The following is an 18,645-nucleotide window of genomic DNA, read 5'->3' as shown; positions in this document are numbered from 1 at the left end:
TTTTATTTAATACATTTGTATAAGTGGCTAAAACAAAAACATATTTTTACTATTTTGTTAATCATAATCATTAAAGTATTCTAAAAACAGAATATTGCGATCTGAATCCATTGTATGACACATTAACTTAGGCTAGTTTTATAAAATGACAAAGCGTTTATACCTCTCCCTGTAATTTAAGAATATGATATCAATTTATGCTTTATTTAAACTATATACTGTTAATGGTGTCAGTAATTTTAACATATTTCTTTATTACCTAACTGTTATTATATTTTATAACAACAGTTAGGCACAATTTATATTGCCAAACTGTATTTTAATGAAACATTATTACATTTTCAAGACAATACATATTTCTAAATCGCTAATCAAGCACGTTATTTAAATTTTAAAATTTCTAAAATAATTATAATTATTTTTTATTCACTTAAAATTTTACACGTTATAGAAATGAAACATGTTATAATTTAAGCTAATTAGATATTTGACTGTCTATTAAATTAGTTAGGAGCGTGTATATTTGGATAAACCAGAGAGATTGCTTTATATTTATACTCGTTTGTTAAATGGAAAGAAATTGAGTAAAGAAGAACTAGCACAAAGCCTTAACGTTAACATTAGGTCAATACAAAGAGATTTCAGTGATATAAATAATTTTTTATACGAAGATCAAGAATGGGAAGGATTAAATGGCAGAATCGTTTACGAAAACAATATAGGTCGGCACCGTCTTAGAATTGACCGTTTTAAGTTTAAAAATCACAGAATCCTCAACTTACTGTTTAGAATGAAAAGTTTCACCCCTAATATTCATGAAGATACATATAATTTGATATTAGGATTAAATGCACATTCTAATTTAGCAGAAAAGCTACTGTCTAACACTTTATTAAATCAATTTCATATTAATCGTGAATTAACTGAATCAACCTTAATTTTGAAAATTCAACTCGCTATTGAAAATAATCAAATGATTTCAATCAACGATATAAATCACCAGACATTTAAAGTTATCCCAATCTATACACGATACTTCAATAAACGTTTTTGGGTTACTTATTTATACAATGGCAACATCCACATCCATGATTTAACTTCCATCAATCACGTTTACCAGCATGATGAATCTTTTGATAATAGCGTTTTTATGAAAACCCCAACTGTCACTATAAACATTCACAATTCAATTTGGTCTGAAATAAAATCACAATTTATAATTATGACAGCAAATATAGACGACAATTATGTTAACGCTGAACTTATTATTTCAAAAAAAGAATGCTTTACCCTTGCACTTGAATTTCCTCAATTAATTACCTTATTAAAACCTTCGCAATATGTTGAAGACTTTAAAATTAAATTAAAATCGTTATTTAAAAACTATGATATCTAAAATAGCAAAAGGATGATTTTCATTTTTAAAAAACGAAAATCACCTTTTTCAAGTTGTACAAACTAATATTTAATCAATGAAGCAGTTCAGCTGGACGCTGAATCGCTTTTAGCTTTTGTATAAAATCAGAATTCCCTTGATCACGTTCTATTTTTTGTTGCTTATTCCAATTATAGTAATCCGTTTTACTCAATGTTTCTTTTTTTCTTAGCCGAGTAATATGTTCTTTATAACTTAACACATTGCAGACAGTAATATGCCTATTCTGTTTAGAAGAAAGTACGAATAAATTTTCTACAAGGTATTGATACAATTCGCTATCTGCGAAATTTTTAAATATGGATATAAACAATTCTTCTTCACTAACAATATAAATTCTTGGTTTTTCATCATTAATAATTTTTAACATAAGTTCAAAATTCATTTCTTGTGAGGGTAAATAATGGTTGAATGTTAAAAAATCTTTAGGTAATCCTGCTGTATGCCCTGTTTGATATGGGAAGAAATTCATTACCATTACTCTGTTAGGATTAATCCTAAATTGCTTTAGGATTGATCCATTGCTATATAAATATTTTTCAAACCAACAATGCCTATCCAAGTAGGGGAGAAATATTTTTTGACCATTCATTTTTAATTTACCTTGAATATCACTTAACACTCTGTTGCGATAACGTAATACTACTTCTACTGGTAAGTTCGGATCATTAATTTTAAAATCGTTTTCTGCTTGTTTTTTCAATATAACAATATCTGCTGATTCAGGATTACCAAAGTAAGGTCTAGCTATTGCAGGACTTATTTCTGCATTTTCTTGAACCACGCGTTGTCTGTTTTTATTAATTTTAACTTTTCCATTTGCGTAATCAACCATTTTTTTAAATCTTGGTATCTCACTGAAATTATCCCCAAAATGTTTTTTTAAATATGCTAAATCTTGTGGGTGCAAGAAAGCAGTTGTGTCATTATTTTTTACCATTTTATTTAAGGTATCTAAATCATAAATAGAGTTATATTGAGCCATGTATTCCTGCCAAAATTCATTGATTTCTTTTAAATATTCACTCATAACTTATAACCTCCTATTTATCTTAATTTTAATTAAGTATATAGACAACTAGTGTCTATGTTAAAGGTATTAAGCAATCTCACTATATTTTTTACACTCATTTACAATCATAAAAAGACGGGATTTAAATTTTAATTTTTGAACATTAAATTAGTGATTTGAGAAAATATTGAGTTAATCTCATTTTCAAAAACTGTATTATTAGCATATTATACCTCTTACCCACAAGATAACATATTCAACATAAAAAGACCGTAAGCTAATATAAATTTTTAGCTCACGGTAATTAATCATTTTATAATGAAACTTGTCTTAATTGATATAGCGTGTTTTTGTTTAATAATTATCTTTTAATTTCAACCATTTCAAAGGCTTCAATAATGTCGCCTTCTTTTAAGTCATTATATTTCTCAATTGTAATACCACATTCATAGCCTTGTGCTACTTCTTTAGCATCATCTTTGTAACGTTTTAATGTGTCAAGTTCGCCTTCAAATTGCACAATACCATCACGAATAACACGTACGCCAGCGTTCCTAGTAATTTTACCATCTGTAACATAACTACCAGCAATGGTACCAACTTTTGATACTTTAAATGTTTGACGTACTTCCGCTTGTCCAATGATTTGCTCTTCGTATTCTGGGTCTAACAAGCCTTTCATTGCAGCTTCAATTTCTTCAATTACACTGTAAATTACACGATGTAATCTCATATCTACGCCTTCAGCTTCTGCTGCACGTTTTGCTCCAGAGTCAGGTCTCACATTAAAGCCGATGATAATACCGTTTGAAGCATTTGCTAATGTCACATCTGATTCGTTAATCGCACCAACTGCTGTGTGTATAATACGAACGTTTACGCCCTCTACTTCAATTTTCATTAAGGACGCTGCAAGTGCTTCTACTGAACCTTGAACATCACCTTTAATAATTACGTTTAAATCTTTCATTTCACCCTGTTTCATTTGCTCGAATAGGTTATCTAATGACACGCTCTTACTTTCTTGACGTTGTTGTAATACATTAGCTTCATGACGTGCTTCACCGATACGTCTTGCTTGTTTTTCGTCTTTAAATACAACAAAACGATCGCCTGCTTGAGGCACATCATGAATGCCTGTTATTTCAACCGGTGTAGAAGGGTTTGCTGATTTAATACGTTGCCCTAAATCGTTAACCATTGCACGGATTCTACCATGAGTGTTACCAACAACTAATGCATCACCGACATGTAATGTACCATTTTGAACTAAAAGTGATGCAGAAGGTCCACGTGATTTATCTAATTCAGCTTCAATCACTGTTCCTACTGCTTTCTTACTTGGGTTAGCTTTTAATTCTTGCATTTCAGAAGTCAATACAATCATTTCTAGTAAATCTTCAATACCTTCACCACTTAATGCAGATAGTGGAACGAAAATTGTATCGCCGCCCCAATCTTCAGGTATTAAACCATACTCTGTTAATTCTTGCATAACACGGTCTGGGTTAGCAGTTGGTTTATCAACCTTATTAACCGCTACTATAGTTGGCACATTAGCTTCTTTAGCATGGTTAATGGCTTCGATTGTTTGTGGCATAACGCCGTCATCCGCCGCTACTACTAAAATTGTGATGTCTGTTACTTGTGCACCACGCGCACGCATCGTTGTAAAAGCTGCGTGTCCTGGTGTATCCAGGAATGTGATTTTCTTGCCATCATTTTCGATTTGATATGCACCAATGTGTTGAGTGATACCACCAGCTTCTGCTGCTGTTACCTTTGTATGACGAATAGAATCTAATAATGTTGTTTTACCGTGGTCAACGTGACCCATAATTGTAACAACTGCAGGTCTTTCTACTGCATCTTCGTCTTCTGTTTCGTCATCAAAGTAAATCGATAAATCTTCTTCATCGATTACAACTTCTTTTTCAATCTCTACGCCATAATCACCAGCGATTAATTCCAAAGTTTCGTCATCTAATGATTGGTTAATATTTGCCATTATGCCTAATAAGAATAATTTTTTAATAATTTCTGATGAATCTACATTTATTTTTTCTGCAAGTTCTCCAACAGTTATACCTTCTTGATAAGTAATTTGTGAAGGTATTTCTTTTGGTTCTTCTTGTTTAGTTTGCTTATTCTTTTTATTATTTTTGTTGTTTTTATTATTCTTTTTATTGTTTTTATTATTTTGCTTTTGGTTATTACTAGTGTTGTCTTTTTTATTAGGTTTATTATTTGTCGTTTTTTGTTGGCTTTGACCTTGTTGTTGTGATTTCTCTGATTGTTTAGCTTGTTCAGGTTTATATACTTTATCTAATGCCTTAATTTGGTCGTCTTCTAACGTTTGCATGTGGCTCGTTACCTCAACGTCCATTTTCTTTAATTCATCTATAATATCTCTACTTTTTAATTTTAAATCTTTGGCGTATTCGTAAATTCTTTTTTTACTCATATAGTCACTCCTTACGATATTCATCAATCATTGACACTAGCTTTTTAGCAAAGCCTTGATCAGTGATTCCAATGTTTACTCGTTCTGCTTTACCTAAAGCTTGTCCTAATTCAGCTCTTGTTCCAAATATACGAAATGATATATGGTAACTTTCACATTTGTTCTGAAACATTTTTATTGTGTTTTCAGAAGCATCAGTTGCAATAATTACGAGCTTTAGTCTGTTTTTCTTTAAGTCATTTAAAATGACTGACTCACCTGTTTTAACTTTTCCAGCACGCATTGCTAAACCTAAAAAATTTACGATTTTCTCTAAGGTCATTTAGGTATCTCTTCACGATAAATAAGACGTATAATTTCTTTATACACTGGGTCTAATGTTTCAGCATCAACTTTAAAGTATTTTTCTAAAACACCTTGTTTTTGTGCTTCTTCTACTAATTTAACATCTTTTGATACATAAGCACCACGCCCTTGTTGTTTTCCAGTAGCATCAGCAAAAATTTTGCCTTCTTTATTAATAACAACTCGTATCATATCTTTTTTAGGATGCATTTCATTTGAAAGTATACATTTACGCATTGGAATCTTTTTCTTTTTCATAAAGCTCACTCCAAATTATTTTTCAGTGTCTTCTTCAGAAATTACATCAGCATCATCTTTTACTTCTGTTTCTGATTCAGCTGTTGTATCGAATGCTTCTGGATCAGCATTGTATGTTTTTAAATCATTATCTTCAGTTTCATCAGTGTTTTCGTTTTCCGCTATTTCTTCTGATTCCTCTGATGGATAAACACCTGCAGCTCTAGCGTCTGTTTCTGATTTAATATCAATTTTCCAACCAGTTAATTTAGCAGCTAAGCGCGCATTTTGGCCACGTTTGCCAATCGCTAATGATAACTGATAATCTGGCACAACTACAACAGTTGATTGATTTGCTTCATCAACAATAACTTGTAAAACTTGAGATGGACTTAACGCATTTTTCACGAATACTTTTGGATCTTCGTTCCATTGAACGATATCAATTTTTTCGCCACCGAGTTCTTCTACAACCGCTTCAACACGAGAACCTTTAGCACCTACACACGCACCCACAGCATCTATATCTGGGTTGTCAGAATGTACGCTGATTTTAGAACGATCGCCAGCCTCACGGGCAACAGATTTAACAATTACTGTGCCATCAAAAATTTCCGGGACTTCTTGTTCAAATAAGCGTTTTAATAATCCTGGATGGCTGCGTGAAACATAAATTTGCGGCCCTTTTGTTGTTTGTTCTACTTTATTTACATATACTCTGATTCTTTCGTTAGGGATGTAACTATCATTAGGGCTTCTTTCAGCTTCAGACAATACTGCCTCTGTACGTCCTAAATTTACATAAACATAACGATGGTCAACTCTATCTATTAACCCATTAACAATATCGTCTTCTTTATCGATAAATTCATCGTATAATATTTCGCGCTCAGCGTCACGTAAACGTTGCATTACAGCTTGTTTAGCAGCTTGTGCACCTACGCGACCAAAATCATTAGGCGTTACATCTTCTTCATAAACATCGCCCACTTCATAAGCTGGATTTTTAACTAAAGCTGTGCTTAAGTCAATTTCTTCTCTATTATCCATCACTTCTTCTACAACTTGTTTACGCGCGATAACATGGAAAGTACCTTCATCCATGTTTAATTCTACACGAACGCTTCTTGCACTATCGTAATTTTTTTTATAAGCAGTAATTAGTGCTGCTTCAATTGCATCAATTAAAACTTCTCTTGGAATCTTTTTTTCTTTTTCTAAATATTCTGTAGCTAATAATAATTCATTACTTGACACGGCTTATCATCCTCCTCATCACATTAAAGCATTACAGCATGACGTGCTTTAGCGATTTTATTTCTTGGAATTTCAACTTGCTTTGTTTTTGACTTTTCTTTAACTTCCATAGTAATCGTTTCACTTGTTACCTCTTTTAAAATACCTAACCACTCTTTCCCGCCTTCAATTGGCGCATATAAAGAAACAAAAACGGGTTTTGAAACGGCATTTTGGAAATCTTTTTCTTTTTTTATAGGTCTTTCGGCACCTGGAGAAGCCACATCTAAGTAATACATTTCCTGAATAGGATCTTCTGCATCCATCATTTCACTGATTTTTTCAGATGCTAAGGCGCAATCATTTAAATCGACGCCACCTTCTTTATCAATAGATACTCTCAAGAAGCGATCCTTACCTTCTTTTGTGTATTCGACTTCTACTAATTCAAAATTTAAGTCGTCAAGGACGGGTTGAATGATTGATTCAACTTGCTCAGTTACTTTACTCATACTGACCTCCTTTTTTGGCAAATAGAAAAGAGCGGGTATAACGCCCACTCTTCCTGCCTGAGTCTAATTTTTTAAGCAACATTATTATACCATATGTTTATTTTCTATACAAACAACTATATCTTTTCACATATGGGATGATAGCTAAACATCACACGGCTTTCCTTTAAACTTGCATTTAATACTTAAATACCATTTATTACTTGCACTTTTACATATCAAATATAGATAATTGCGCTTTATCTGGTAAGTTTGGTAATGAACCTAGTTCATCTAAATATTCAATAACTTTTTGTGATAAACCAGCTTTTTTATTCAAATCTTCCTTAGATAAAAATGGACCTTCTTCACGTGCTTCAACAATTCTTTTCGCAACGTTTTCACCTAATCCAGGCACAGATATAAATGGTGGGATCAAACTATCATCTTCAATTATAAAATCAAACGCTTTACTTTTTTCTAAGCTGATTGGCTGCATACGGTAACCACGTTGAGCCATTTCATTCATGATTTCTAGTACAGTTAAAGTATCTTTTTCTTTTTTAGCTAAATCCATATAACGTGAATACATATCATTTACAGTGTTTCTGATGCCGTCTTTATCTTTAATCATTGATAATAAATCAAAATCAGATGCACGAACTGTAAAATAGCTAGCATAATAATAAAGTGGATAGTGCACTTTGAAATAAGCGATACGTACTGCCATTAGTACGTAAGCTGCAGCATGGGCTTTAGGGAACATGTATTTAATTTTTCTACATGAATCTAAATACCAATCTGGCACTTCATTGTCTACCATTGCTTCTACCATATCATCGGTAAGGCCTCTACCTTTACGAACAAACTCCATAGTCTTAAATGCTAATGAAGGCTCCAAGCCATTATACATTAAATAAACCATAATATCGTCACGACAACAAATTACACTCGATAAGTCACAAGTACCTGAACGAATTAAATCTTGCGCATTACCTAGCCACACATCTGTACCATGTGACAAACCAGAAATCCTAACTAATTCTGAAAAAGTCGTCGGTTTCGTATCTTCCAACATTTGTCGCACAAACCCTGTACCAAACTCAGGCACGCCAAAAGTACCTGTTTTACATAAAATTTGTTCTGAGGTCACGCCTAATGGTTCTGGAGAACTAAAGATACCCATTGTTTCTTTATCATCAACAGGGATTGTTTTAGGATCGATACCAGATAAATCTTGTAACATACGAATCATCGTTGGGTCATCGTGACCTAAAATATCAAGTTTTAGGACATTATCATGTATTGAGTGGAAGTCAAAATGTGTTGTCATCCATGCAGATGATTGATCATCTGCTGGAAATTGAACGGGTGTAAAGTCGTAAATATCCATATAGTCTGGAACAACGATAATGCCCCCTGGATGCTGTCCAGTCGTACGTTTGACACCAGTACACCCTTTAACTAATCTATCTACTTCGGCTCCTCTTTTATGAATACCTTGGTCGTTTAAAAAGCCTTTTACAAAACCAAATGCTGTTTTTTCTGCCACTGTGCCTATCGTACCAGCACGGAACACTTTATCTTCACCAAACAATACTTTTGTATAGTTATGCGCTTCAGGTTGATATTCACCACTAAAGTTTAAGTCAATATCAGGTACTTTATCACCTTTGAAACCTAAGAATGTTTCGAATGGGATGTCTTGTCCTTCTTTAATTAAATCACAACCACATGTTCCACACTTTTTATCTGGTAAATCAAAACCAGAACCGACCGAACCGTCATTGAAAAATTCACTTTGTTTACACTGTGGGCAAATATAGTGAGGCGGTAGTGGGTTAACTTCAGTAATTTCAGTCATCGTCGCTACAAAGCTTGAACCGACTGAACCACGGGAACCTACTAAATAACCATCGTCTAATGATTTTTTCACAAGTCTTTGTGATATTAAATAAATCACAGAGAAGCCATTCCCGATAATACTTTCTAATTCTTTTTCTAATCGGTCGATGACAATTTGAGGCAAGTCTTCACCGTATAAAGCTCTGGCGTTTGAATAACTCATCTCTCGAATTTCATCGTTGGCACCTTCCATACGTGGTGTATACAATTCATCTTTGATCGGCACAACACGTTCGATGCGGTCAGCTAATTCATTTGTATTTTTAATGACTAATTCATATGCTTTTTCTTCACCTAAGAAATGTAATTCATCTAACATTTCATCTGTGGTTCTAAAATGCGCCTCAGGTAATGTACTACGATTTAAAGGGTTACCAGGCTGGGATGCGATTAAAATTTTACGTGCAATAGCATCATGCTCATTTAAATAATGTGCATTACCCGTAGCAATCACCGGAATATTATTTGCGTCACCAGCTTGGATTAAACGGTCATATATTTCATGCAATGTTTTATTATCTCTAACCAGTTCTCTATCTATTAAGTCTTGGTACAATGCTGGTGGCTGAACTTCAATAAAATCATAATATTTAGCTATTCTCTCAACTTGTGACTGATCTTTTTGCATAACTGCGGTGAAAACTTCTCCTTCATCACATGCTGAGCCAACAAGAATACCTTCACGATACTCATCTAAAAGTGAACGTGGAATTCTTGGCGTTCTATAATAATATTTAACGAGCGATGCACTCACTATTTTAAATAAATTCTTGAGTCCCTGTTGGTTTTGAACGATAAGTGTTACATGGTTAGGGCGAGCTCGTTTATATGCATCTTCATTAGATAAAGAGGTGTTGATATCTTGATGATTAGAAACTTCTGCTTCTTCTAATTGTTTTAGCATTTTAATAAAAATGTAAGCTGTAGCTTCTGTATCATAAATCGCTCTATGGTGTTGTGTTAATTCTACACCATATTTTTTAGCTAAGAAGTTTAGGCCATGTTTACCATACTCTGTATTGATCGTTCTTGATAATTCCAACGTATCAATCACACCGTTAGTTGAGGCGCCTAGATCAGCTTTTTCATAACCTGTGTCGATAAAGCCCATATCAAATGAAGCATTATGGGCTACAAAGATGGCATCTCCAACCCATTCTTTAAATTCTGTGAGTACTGTTTCAATTTCAGGAGCATCTACTAACATATCGTCAGAAATATGCGTTAAATTTTTAATTGTTTCAGATAATCGTTCATGTGGATTACTGAAACGTTCAAATTTATCAATGATTTCTCCCTCTTTCACTTTAACGGCTGCAAGTTCAATAATTTTATCGTATTGGTTAGATAAACCTGTTGTCTCAACGTCAAACACAACATATGTTGCAGTTTTTAAGTCTATATCCTGTGGCTTATAAGCGATAGGTACACCATCATCTACCAACATACCTTCCATGCCATAAATCATTTTAATACCATTTTTTTCTGCAGCAGCATGCGCATCTGGAAATGCTTGTACAACATTATGATCAGTAACTGCTATAGCTTTATGACCCCATTTTGCAGCTTGATCTACATATGCACTTATATTAGGTATGCCGTCCATCTGGCTCATCGAAGAATGTAAATGGAATTCAACGCGTTTTTCTTCAGCTTTATCTTGTTTAACTGCTTTCTTGATTTCTTCAATATCAGACATCATCATTACTAAGTCACGCACAAAAGAATCTTCTTCTATTCGACCTTGAGCGCGAACCCATTTACCTACACTTAAAGCTTTAAAATGCGCTAAATCGTCTTTGTTTTTTCTAGTAAACATTTTTAGCACTAAAGAATCTGTATAGTCTGTAACTTTCAACTCTACAATATGGCGTCCACTTTTTAGTTCTTTTAAGTTGATATCAAAGATAACACCTTCTACTGCAACTTTAAATTCTTCTTCTATGATGGATTCAATAGGTTTTACATTTTCTATTTGAATTGGTTTTCCAATTTGACATTTAGCGACAGTGCTTTCGTTATTATCTTGTTGTTTTGCTTTTTCAGCTTTCATTTTTTCTAATTTCTCTGTAGCTTCACGTGCGCTTTGCTCATCTTCTTGTTGAATATGAGCTTCGAGTGATGCTAAATCGTCACCGTTAGATGCATTATCTGTTTCAAATAATATTCTACTAATAGCAAATCCACATTGTTGAAAGGCTTTAATCAAACTGCCATTACAAGCTTTGTCAAAGTGATCACGTTCTATATCATTTTGACACATAACTTTGATGACATCTCCTGACATAATCAAACGTTTTTGTTTAAGTTGCCCTTTTACTTTTGGTGATAATTTAGTTTGATCAATACAGTGGCTAAAGTATTTCATTGCATATTCATCTTGATTCGCCTTATTCGTTATCGTGAAATTGCAATCTACTTTAGCTATTGTTTTAAATTCTTCAGTGATTGCATGTTTGAATAATAGATAATCTTCTATAGATAAAAAGTATGGAAATGTTATCTGAAATACCCAAGTTCGGTCGGTCGTTTTAACATCTACACGTGTTAATTCACTTTGTTCTAAAATTTCTGGGTCCAAATGGTCTGCAATTTTTATTTGGTCAGCTAGGATTTTAAATTTTTCCTGATTTGTCATTGACAAGACGATAACCACCTTACTAATAATTACACTACGTTTCCTGTTTTTAATATTCACTTTAAATATCAGCAAATATCGGCGTATGTATTTTTTACATTCTCTATAATATAACGGAAAAGATTGGATTTCTAATACTTAAACTTAAACTATATACCATTATAATAAATAATAACAAATGGGAGCGAGATTGAAATCAAAATTTCTAAATTGATTTCGTATTCCCGCCCCCCTGATTCGTTAGCCGTGTTCACAAATTTTTTGGCCAAAATTAACTTTAAATCAGTCAGTAATCACGTCATATTTTCATATATTTTTAATACATGAACGCCACGCCAGATATACTGGATGAATCATTGTTAGTTGTTTATTTATATGTCTATTTAGTGTAGTAACTTTTCCAATAAACATCATATATCTTTGTATTATAAATTCTTATATAATTCATTGACATAATGACTTAAATTATCTATTTGGACATCTTCACTTTCACCTGAATCCCGACGCTTAACTTCAACGACACCTTCAGCTGCGTTTTTACCGACAACTACTCGAATTGGTAAACCAATTAAATCTGCATCATTAAACTTAACACCTGCACGTTCTTTTCGGTCATCATAAAGCACATCATAATTCTCTTTTAATTGTGCGTACAATTGATCGCCTAATTCACGTTGCTCCTCTTTTTTAGGGTTGATTGTAATCAAATGTAAATCAAAAGGTGTCACAGATTTTGGCCAGATTATTCCATTGTCATCGTTATTTTGCTCTACAATAGCACTTAGCGTTCTAGAAATACCTACGCCATAACACCCCATTAATAATGGTTTGGCCTTGCCTTGGTTATCTAAAAATGTAGCGTTCATTGCTTCGGAATATTTAGTGCCAAGTTTAAATACTTGCCCAACTTCTATGCCTTCTGCAAATTTAGCAACACCAGATCCGTCTGCTAGCTGTTCACCTTCTAAAATAAACCTAAAATCACCATAAGCATCTATTTCAAAATCGCGATCAACATTAGCGTTTAATAAATGGTAACCATCCTCATTTGCACCTACAACCATGTTATTTAAATCTTTTATAAAATGATCTGCATAGATTTTGATATCCTTGTCAAAAACTGGTCCAAGTGAACCTGGTGAAGCACCTAATAGATTTTTTATTTCATCTTCAGTAGCTAATTGAATATGATCTGTTTCAAAATATGCTTTTAATTTAACGTCATTAATTTCATGATGACCACGAACGAGTATCATAATAAATTCACCATCAACATTAAATACCATAGACTTGATAATCTCATCCAATGGTTTGTTTAAAAATGTGGCTAATTCTTGCGCAGTATGAACTTGAGGCGTTTCTATTTTTGTTAATTCAGCAATTTCAACATGTTTCTCATTTGGATGATAAATGACTTCTGCTTTTTCAATATTAGCAGCATAGTCACTATTTTCGCTGTATACGATTGTATCTTCACCAATTTCACTTAATGCCATAAACTCATGCGTATGGCTGCCACCAATTGCTCCAGAATCAGCAACCACCGGACGAGCGTTGATACCAACACGTTTAAATATACGCGCGTAAGCATTGTACATATCTTGATATGTTTCATCTAACGATGTCTCATCTGCATGAAATGAATAAGCGTCTTTCATGATAAATTCACGACCACGAAGTAAACCAAAACGTGGACGTTTTTCATCTCTATATTTAGATTGTATTTGGAATAATGTAAGTGGTAATTGTTTATATGATTTAAGTTCATCTCTTACAACAGAAGTCACAAGCTCTTCATGTGTTGGTCCAAGCGCGAATTCACGGCCATGACGATCTTGCAAACGCATTAATTCTGGGCCATATGCATCCCAACGACCTGATTCTTCCCATAGCTCTGCTTTTTGTAATGCTGGCATTAAAATTTCAACAGCATCGATGCGTTCCATTTCTTCTCTTACAATCGTTTCAATATGATTTAAAACCTTTGTAGCAAGTGGTAAATAACTATAAATTCCACTTGTGCTTTGTTTAATCAAACCTGCTTTTAACAGAAGTCGATGACTTAAAGCTTCAGCAGCAGCTGGTACTTCTTTCATCGTTGGTATAAATACTTTAGATTGTTTCATTTAAATGCTCTCCTTTTATAAGAAATAACGTTGAATATCATTCCATGTAACTAATACCATAACAATTAATACAAATACTGCACCTATAGCAATAATCGTAGTTTCAGCTTTTTTGTTAAGTGGTTTTCTGAAAATAGCTTCATAAATAACAAATAAGATACGACCGCCATCCAGTGCTGGAATTGGTAATAAGTTCATTAAACCTAAATTCACACTTAGTAATGCAGTCCAAGAAATTAAATTAATAATACCAGTCTTAACTACAGAGTCGACAGTGTGATAAATTCCAACTGGTCCATTGAGCATGTCGAAAGAGAATTGACCCGTAAAAATACTCGCAATCATACTTAAAATCGCAGTAAATATCAATTTTCCTGCTTCTAACGAACGCTCTACGCCCGACACAATCGGTTTAAATAACGTGTGTTCAGTTGTTGCAGTATAACCTAATAAATATTTGGTTTCTGAATGTGTTTTGGTAAGTTTTTGTTCTACCTTTTTAGGTTTCACTTGTAATGTTTCTGTTTTACCATCACGTTCTACTTTTATTTGCGTATTGTTGTTTTTTATCTGTGATACTGCATTATCAATATCAGATTTACTATCGATAGAATGATGATCGATTTTTACAATCTTGTCTCCCGATTGCAAACCTGCTTGAGCTGCTGGCGTATCTTTGGCTACTTCGTCAACTGTATTCGTTGGCGTTCCTTGGTAATAAGCCAAGCCAATAAATAATACTAATGTAAGCAAGAAATTAAACAACGGACCCGCAAATAACGTCAAGAATTTTTGATAAGGTTTTTTGTGTGTAAATTGACGATTTCTTGGCGCAATTTGAATTAAGCTACCATTTTCTACAAAATAAGCTTTATTCGCTATATGGTAACGATGTCTTTCTTGATCATATGCCGTTACACCTTCAATAAATAAATCTTCTTTAAAATCACATTGTTTTACTTCAATTGCTTCGATTTGTTGAAATTTATGTTGGTCGTCTAGAATGATATGTGTAATCTCATCTTTATCATTTAGCTTTATTTTAACATGCATGCCCGGTTGAACGGGAGGTTCTTCCAATCCATCTCCTGCCATTCGTACGTAACCCCCAACAGGCAGCAAACGGATGGTATATAGCGTTTCATTTTTCCTGAAACTAAAAATTTTAGGCCCCATCCCAATTGCAAATTCTGGGCACATGATGCCAGCTCTTTTAGCAAAAAACATATGACCGTATTCATGAACTGTTACAAGAATACCGAAGACGATTATAAAAGAAATGATTGTCACTAGAAAACTCAAATTGATACACCTCATATTTTCCGAAAAATTGTTCCATTATTTGTAATTTATTATAATCTATAGAGCGATATATTACTTTTGATTATAAAATTATAACATAACAGTACTAACTGATACACATAACTTGAAACAGTATTAAGAAAATAATACTGCTTTTGTGACATAAATACTTTATATTATCTTTGTTTGTGAAAAGGAGTTAAAAAATCAAATCACTGATAATATAATCAGTATTTAATTTATTAACTCCTTGATTTTACGATTATACAATTTTAAAAGCACATCTTTTCTTGTAAAATCACTTAAATTAAGAAAATGTTTAAAAGTGGTAACACAAACATAAAACTATCGAAACGATCTAATATACCACCATGACCGGGTAAAATTCGGCCAGAATCTTTCACGCCAAAATGACGTTTAAAACCTGATTCTACTAAATCGCCTAACTGGCCAAACATGCTCAATACAACAGTACATAATAATAATAACCAAACCGTAATACCAAAATCCACAAAAATCATCATAATAAGTGGAACAATTAAACTACAAATAATGCCTCCTATAAAACCTTCAATGGTTTTATTAGGACTGATTACAGGCCATAATTTATGTTTGCCCATTAATCTACCGAAAATATAAGCACCAGTATCTGTAGACCAAACGATTAAGAAAGCTAATAGTATGTAATGTAATCCTTCAGATCTCGTTTCATAAAGATACATAAAGCCTATACCTACATAAGCGATAGACATAAGACAAAATGCGGCATCCATAAAGCTAAATCTATTCTTAGAAAGCACTGTATAACTTAATAAAATAAAACTCATTGCTATTAAAGATTTTAATTGAAAATCATTTACCCATGCTCCAGCTTCGTGTGGCAACATAATAATTAAAATACCTAATGCACTTATAATTCCTGGAATGGACAAAAACTTAATCATATTCATATTCAGCAATTCTTTAAGGCCAATAAACGCTAACAAATATGAAAACAACATTAAAATAAGGCCACCCTTTAACAATACAGGAAGAAAAACAATAAGTGCTATGATTGCTGTTAAAGTTCTAACTTTCATACTATTCTCCTAACCATTTATAATCCGCCAAAGCGTCTTTGCCGAGATTGATAAATTTTAATACAGTTTATTAATTCTTCTTTATCAAAATCTGGCCAAAATTTTTCATTGAAAATAAATTCACTGTAAGATACTTGCCAGATAAGAAAGTTACTAATTCGTTGTTCTCCTGAAGTTCTTATTAAAAGGTCTGGATCAGGATAACTATGTGTCATCAAATACTCGTTAATCATCTGTTCGGTTATTTGATCACTGGATGACCCCTCTGAAGATAATTTCTCATAAATTGATTTTACACTGTGAACAATTTCAGCACGTCCACCGTAATTAATTGCAAAAATTAATTTTAAACCAGTATTGGTTTTAGTCTTTTCTTTCGCTTTATCTATGGCCTCAAGCGTTGCTTTTGGCAATTCTTTTAAAAAACCAATTGTTTCAACTTTGACATTGTTTTCGATTAATTCTGGTAAAAACGTTTTTAAAAAGTTAACCGGTAAGTTCATGATATAATTGACTTCATTCTTAGGTCTCGTCCAATTTTCTGTTGAAAACGCGTAAAGTGTTAAGTACTTAATACCTAAATCACTAGCTTCTTTAGTTATTTTTTTAATTGTTTGCATACCTTGGTAATGGCCTTTGATTCTAGGCAATTTCCTTTGTTTAGCCCATCGACCATTACCATCCATAATGATAGCAACATGGTTAGGTACATTATGTAAATCTATTTCACTATTAGATTCTATAGGCTGGTTTTTTTTCTTCTTGTTTAACTTTTTAAACATGGTATTTCCTCCGAGCGTTATCATCTCTGCTTATTATTAATAGGTTTTAAATGCAATTATCTACCATTTTATCATACTAGATAAGCGCAATGAATAAACAAATAAAAAAACTGTACCAAAGTCTGATTTGATACAGTTCAGATAAATTTATAATATGCTTCTTTTCAAATCTCAAGTATTAAAAAGTTTATGCCTACTGTTGATTTGAAGTCATATCATCATTACCATGTTTATACTGACATAATATCTTGTTCTTTTTCTTCTAATAATTTATCAATGTCTTTTATAGAATCGTCAGTTATTTTTTGAACTTCATTAGTTTGAGTTCTTAAGTCATCTTCAGTGATGTCACCGTTTTTTTCTTGCTTTTTAAGCTCATCATTTGAATCACGGCGCACATTCCTAACTGCAACTTTAGAATCTTCACCAATTTTTTTAACTTCTTTTACAAGTTCTTTACGGCGTTCTTCTGTTAAGGCAGGTATACTTATACGAATAATTTCGCCATCGTTGGATGGGTTGACGCCTAAGTTTGCTGCATTAATTGCTTTTTCAATATTACCAACAGATGATTTGTCATATGGAGAAATGACTAAAAGACGTGCTTCTGGCACACTGATACTAGCAAGTTGTTGAACTGGCGTAGGTGCACCATAATAATCTACTGTAACGCCATTTAGCAAGTTTGAATTTGCTCTACCCGCACTGATATTTGCTAGTTCTCTAGATAAACTGTCAATCGATTTTTTCATTTTTGTTTTCGTGTCATTAATTATGTCACTCATTTTCATACACCTCTAAATTATTTTGTAATTAATGTTCCTATTTTTTCACCCATAACAGCACGTTTAATATTACCTTCTTCTGTTATAGAAAATACATTTAATGGAATATTGTTATCCATACAGAACGAAGATGCTGTCGAGTCCATGACTTGTAAACCTTCTTGAAGCATTTGAATATGCGTTAAGTGTTCATATTTTACTGCGTTTTCGTCTACTTTAGGGTCTGCAGAATAAACGCCATCAACATTATTTTTACCCATTAAGATAACATCTGCTTCCACTTCAGCAGCACGTAAAGCAGCAGTAGTGTCAGTAGAGAAATATGGATTCCCTATTCCAGCTGCAAAAATGACAACCCGTTTTTTCTCTAGGTGTCTGATTGCGCGTCGACGAATGTATGGTTCTGCAACTTGTTTCATTTCGATGGATGTTAAAACACGTGTATCACAATCTAATTGCTCTAGGCTATCTTGTAGCGCTAAAGCATTCATAACAGTAGCCAACATGCCCATATAATCTGCAGTACCACGGTCCATACCGAGGTCACTACCCGTTTTACCTCTCCAAATATTACCTCCACCAACAATAACTGCAATCTCACAATCCATTTTTGCAACTTCAGCTACTTGTTGAGCAACACTTTTAATAATAATCGGGTTAATTCCAAATCCATCATCGCCTGCGAGCGCTTCACCACTTAATTTTAAAACGACACGTTTATATTTAGAAGTTTGAGCCATTGTCTTATCCTCTCTATTGTAAAAATATGTATTTGATACAAGTAAAGAAGACACAGTAGGCCTTCCAA

At 33.2% G+C, this 18,645-nt stretch carries 14 protein-coding genes; 1 reads left to right on the top strand and 13 read right to left on the bottom strand.

Features of this window, described 5'->3' with window-relative positions:
* The first annotated feature begins 523 nt into the window (after positions 1-523).
* Positions 524-1,396, top strand: coding sequence for an HTH domain-containing protein (locus tag KA894_RS11790; RefSeq protein WP_107644043.1), 873 nt, complete (start codon positions 524-526; stop codon positions 1,394-1,396).
* A 73-nt stretch (positions 1,397-1,469) separates the two neighbouring features.
* Here KA894_RS11790 and KA894_RS11785 read toward each other — a convergent pair whose 3' ends face one another.
* The 13 genes from KA894_RS11785 to pyrH form a co-directional block, all read right to left on the bottom strand.
* Positions 1,470-2,465, bottom strand: a complete 996-nt coding sequence (locus KA894_RS11785) for a hypothetical protein (RefSeq protein ID WP_103372850.1) — start codon at positions 2,463-2,465, stop codon at positions 1,470-1,472.
* 343 nt (positions 2,466-2,808) lie between these two features.
* Positions 2,809-4,911, bottom strand: coding sequence for a translation initiation factor IF-2 (gene infB, locus KA894_RS11780; RefSeq protein WP_096810060.1), 2,103 nt, complete (start codon positions 4,909-4,911; stop codon positions 2,809-2,811).
* A gap of 4 nt (positions 4,912-4,915) precedes the next feature.
* Positions 4,916-5,233, bottom strand: a complete 318-nt coding sequence (locus KA894_RS11775) for a L7Ae/L30e/S12e/Gadd45 family ribosomal protein (RefSeq protein ID WP_096810062.1) — start codon at positions 5,231-5,233, stop codon at positions 4,916-4,918.
* Positions 5,230-5,514, bottom strand: coding sequence for an RNase P modulator RnpM (rnpM, locus tag KA894_RS11770; protein WP_096810063.1), 285 nt, complete (start codon positions 5,512-5,514; stop codon positions 5,230-5,232). Before rnpM ends, KA894_RS11775 begins: the two co-directional genes overlap by 4 nt.
* Positions 5,515-5,529: 15 nt before the next feature.
* On the bottom strand, positions 5,530-6,750 hold the full coding sequence (gene nusA, locus KA894_RS11765; RefSeq protein ID WP_096810065.1) for a transcription termination factor NusA: 1,221 nt from the start codon (positions 6,748-6,750) through the stop codon (positions 5,530-5,532).
* Positions 6,751-6,773: 23 nt separating this feature from the next.
* Complete coding sequence (gene rimP, locus KA894_RS11760; RefSeq protein ID WP_096810067.1) at positions 6,774-7,241, bottom strand: ribosome maturation factor RimP; 468 nt, start codon at positions 7,239-7,241, stop codon at positions 6,774-6,776.
* 211 nt (positions 7,242-7,452) lie between these two features.
* A complete protein-coding gene (locus KA894_RS11755) occupies positions 7,453-11,763 on the bottom strand; it encodes a PolC-type DNA polymerase III (RefSeq protein WP_103372851.1) in 4,311 nt (1,436 codons plus the stop codon).
* A 425-nt stretch (positions 11,764-12,188) separates the two neighbouring features.
* A complete protein-coding gene (locus KA894_RS11750; RefSeq protein ID WP_119487905.1) occupies positions 12,189-13,889 on the bottom strand; it encodes a proline--tRNA ligase in 1,701 nt (566 codons plus the stop codon).
* 15 nt (positions 13,890-13,904) lie between these two features.
* On the bottom strand, positions 13,905-15,191 hold the full coding sequence (gene rseP, locus KA894_RS11745; protein ID WP_115342205.1) for an RIP metalloprotease RseP: 1,287 nt from the start codon (positions 15,189-15,191) through the stop codon (positions 13,905-13,907).
* A gap of 302 nt (positions 15,192-15,493) precedes the next feature.
* Positions 15,494-16,270, bottom strand: coding sequence for a phosphatidate cytidylyltransferase (locus KA894_RS11740; protein WP_096810073.1), 777 nt, complete (start codon positions 16,268-16,270; stop codon positions 15,494-15,496).
* A 17-nt stretch (positions 16,271-16,287) separates the two neighbouring features.
* Positions 16,288-17,052, bottom strand: coding sequence for an isoprenyl transferase (locus KA894_RS11735; protein WP_096810076.1), 765 nt, complete (start codon positions 17,050-17,052; stop codon positions 16,288-16,290).
* A gap of 230 nt (positions 17,053-17,282) precedes the next feature.
* Positions 17,283-17,837 carry a ribosome recycling factor gene (frr, locus tag KA894_RS11730; RefSeq protein ID WP_096810078.1) on the bottom strand — a complete coding sequence of 185 codons (555 nt, stop codon included), beginning with the start codon at positions 17,835-17,837 and terminating at the stop codon, positions 17,283-17,285.
* 17 nt (positions 17,838-17,854) lie between these two features.
* Positions 17,855-18,577: a UMP kinase gene (gene pyrH, locus KA894_RS11725; RefSeq protein ID WP_096810080.1), complete on the bottom strand. Its 723-nt coding sequence runs from the start codon at positions 18,575-18,577 to the stop codon at positions 17,855-17,857.
* Positions 18,578-18,645 lie beyond the last annotated feature (68 nt).

This window comes from Staphylococcus sp. GDY8P131P (assembly GCF_017891975.1).
In the GTDB taxonomy this organism is placed as follows: Bacteria; Bacillota; Bacilli; order Staphylococcales; family Staphylococcaceae; genus Staphylococcus; species Staphylococcus nepalensis.
Note: the sequence above shows the minus strand (reverse complement) of the source record. Positions and strands in the feature narration are given on the sequence as shown.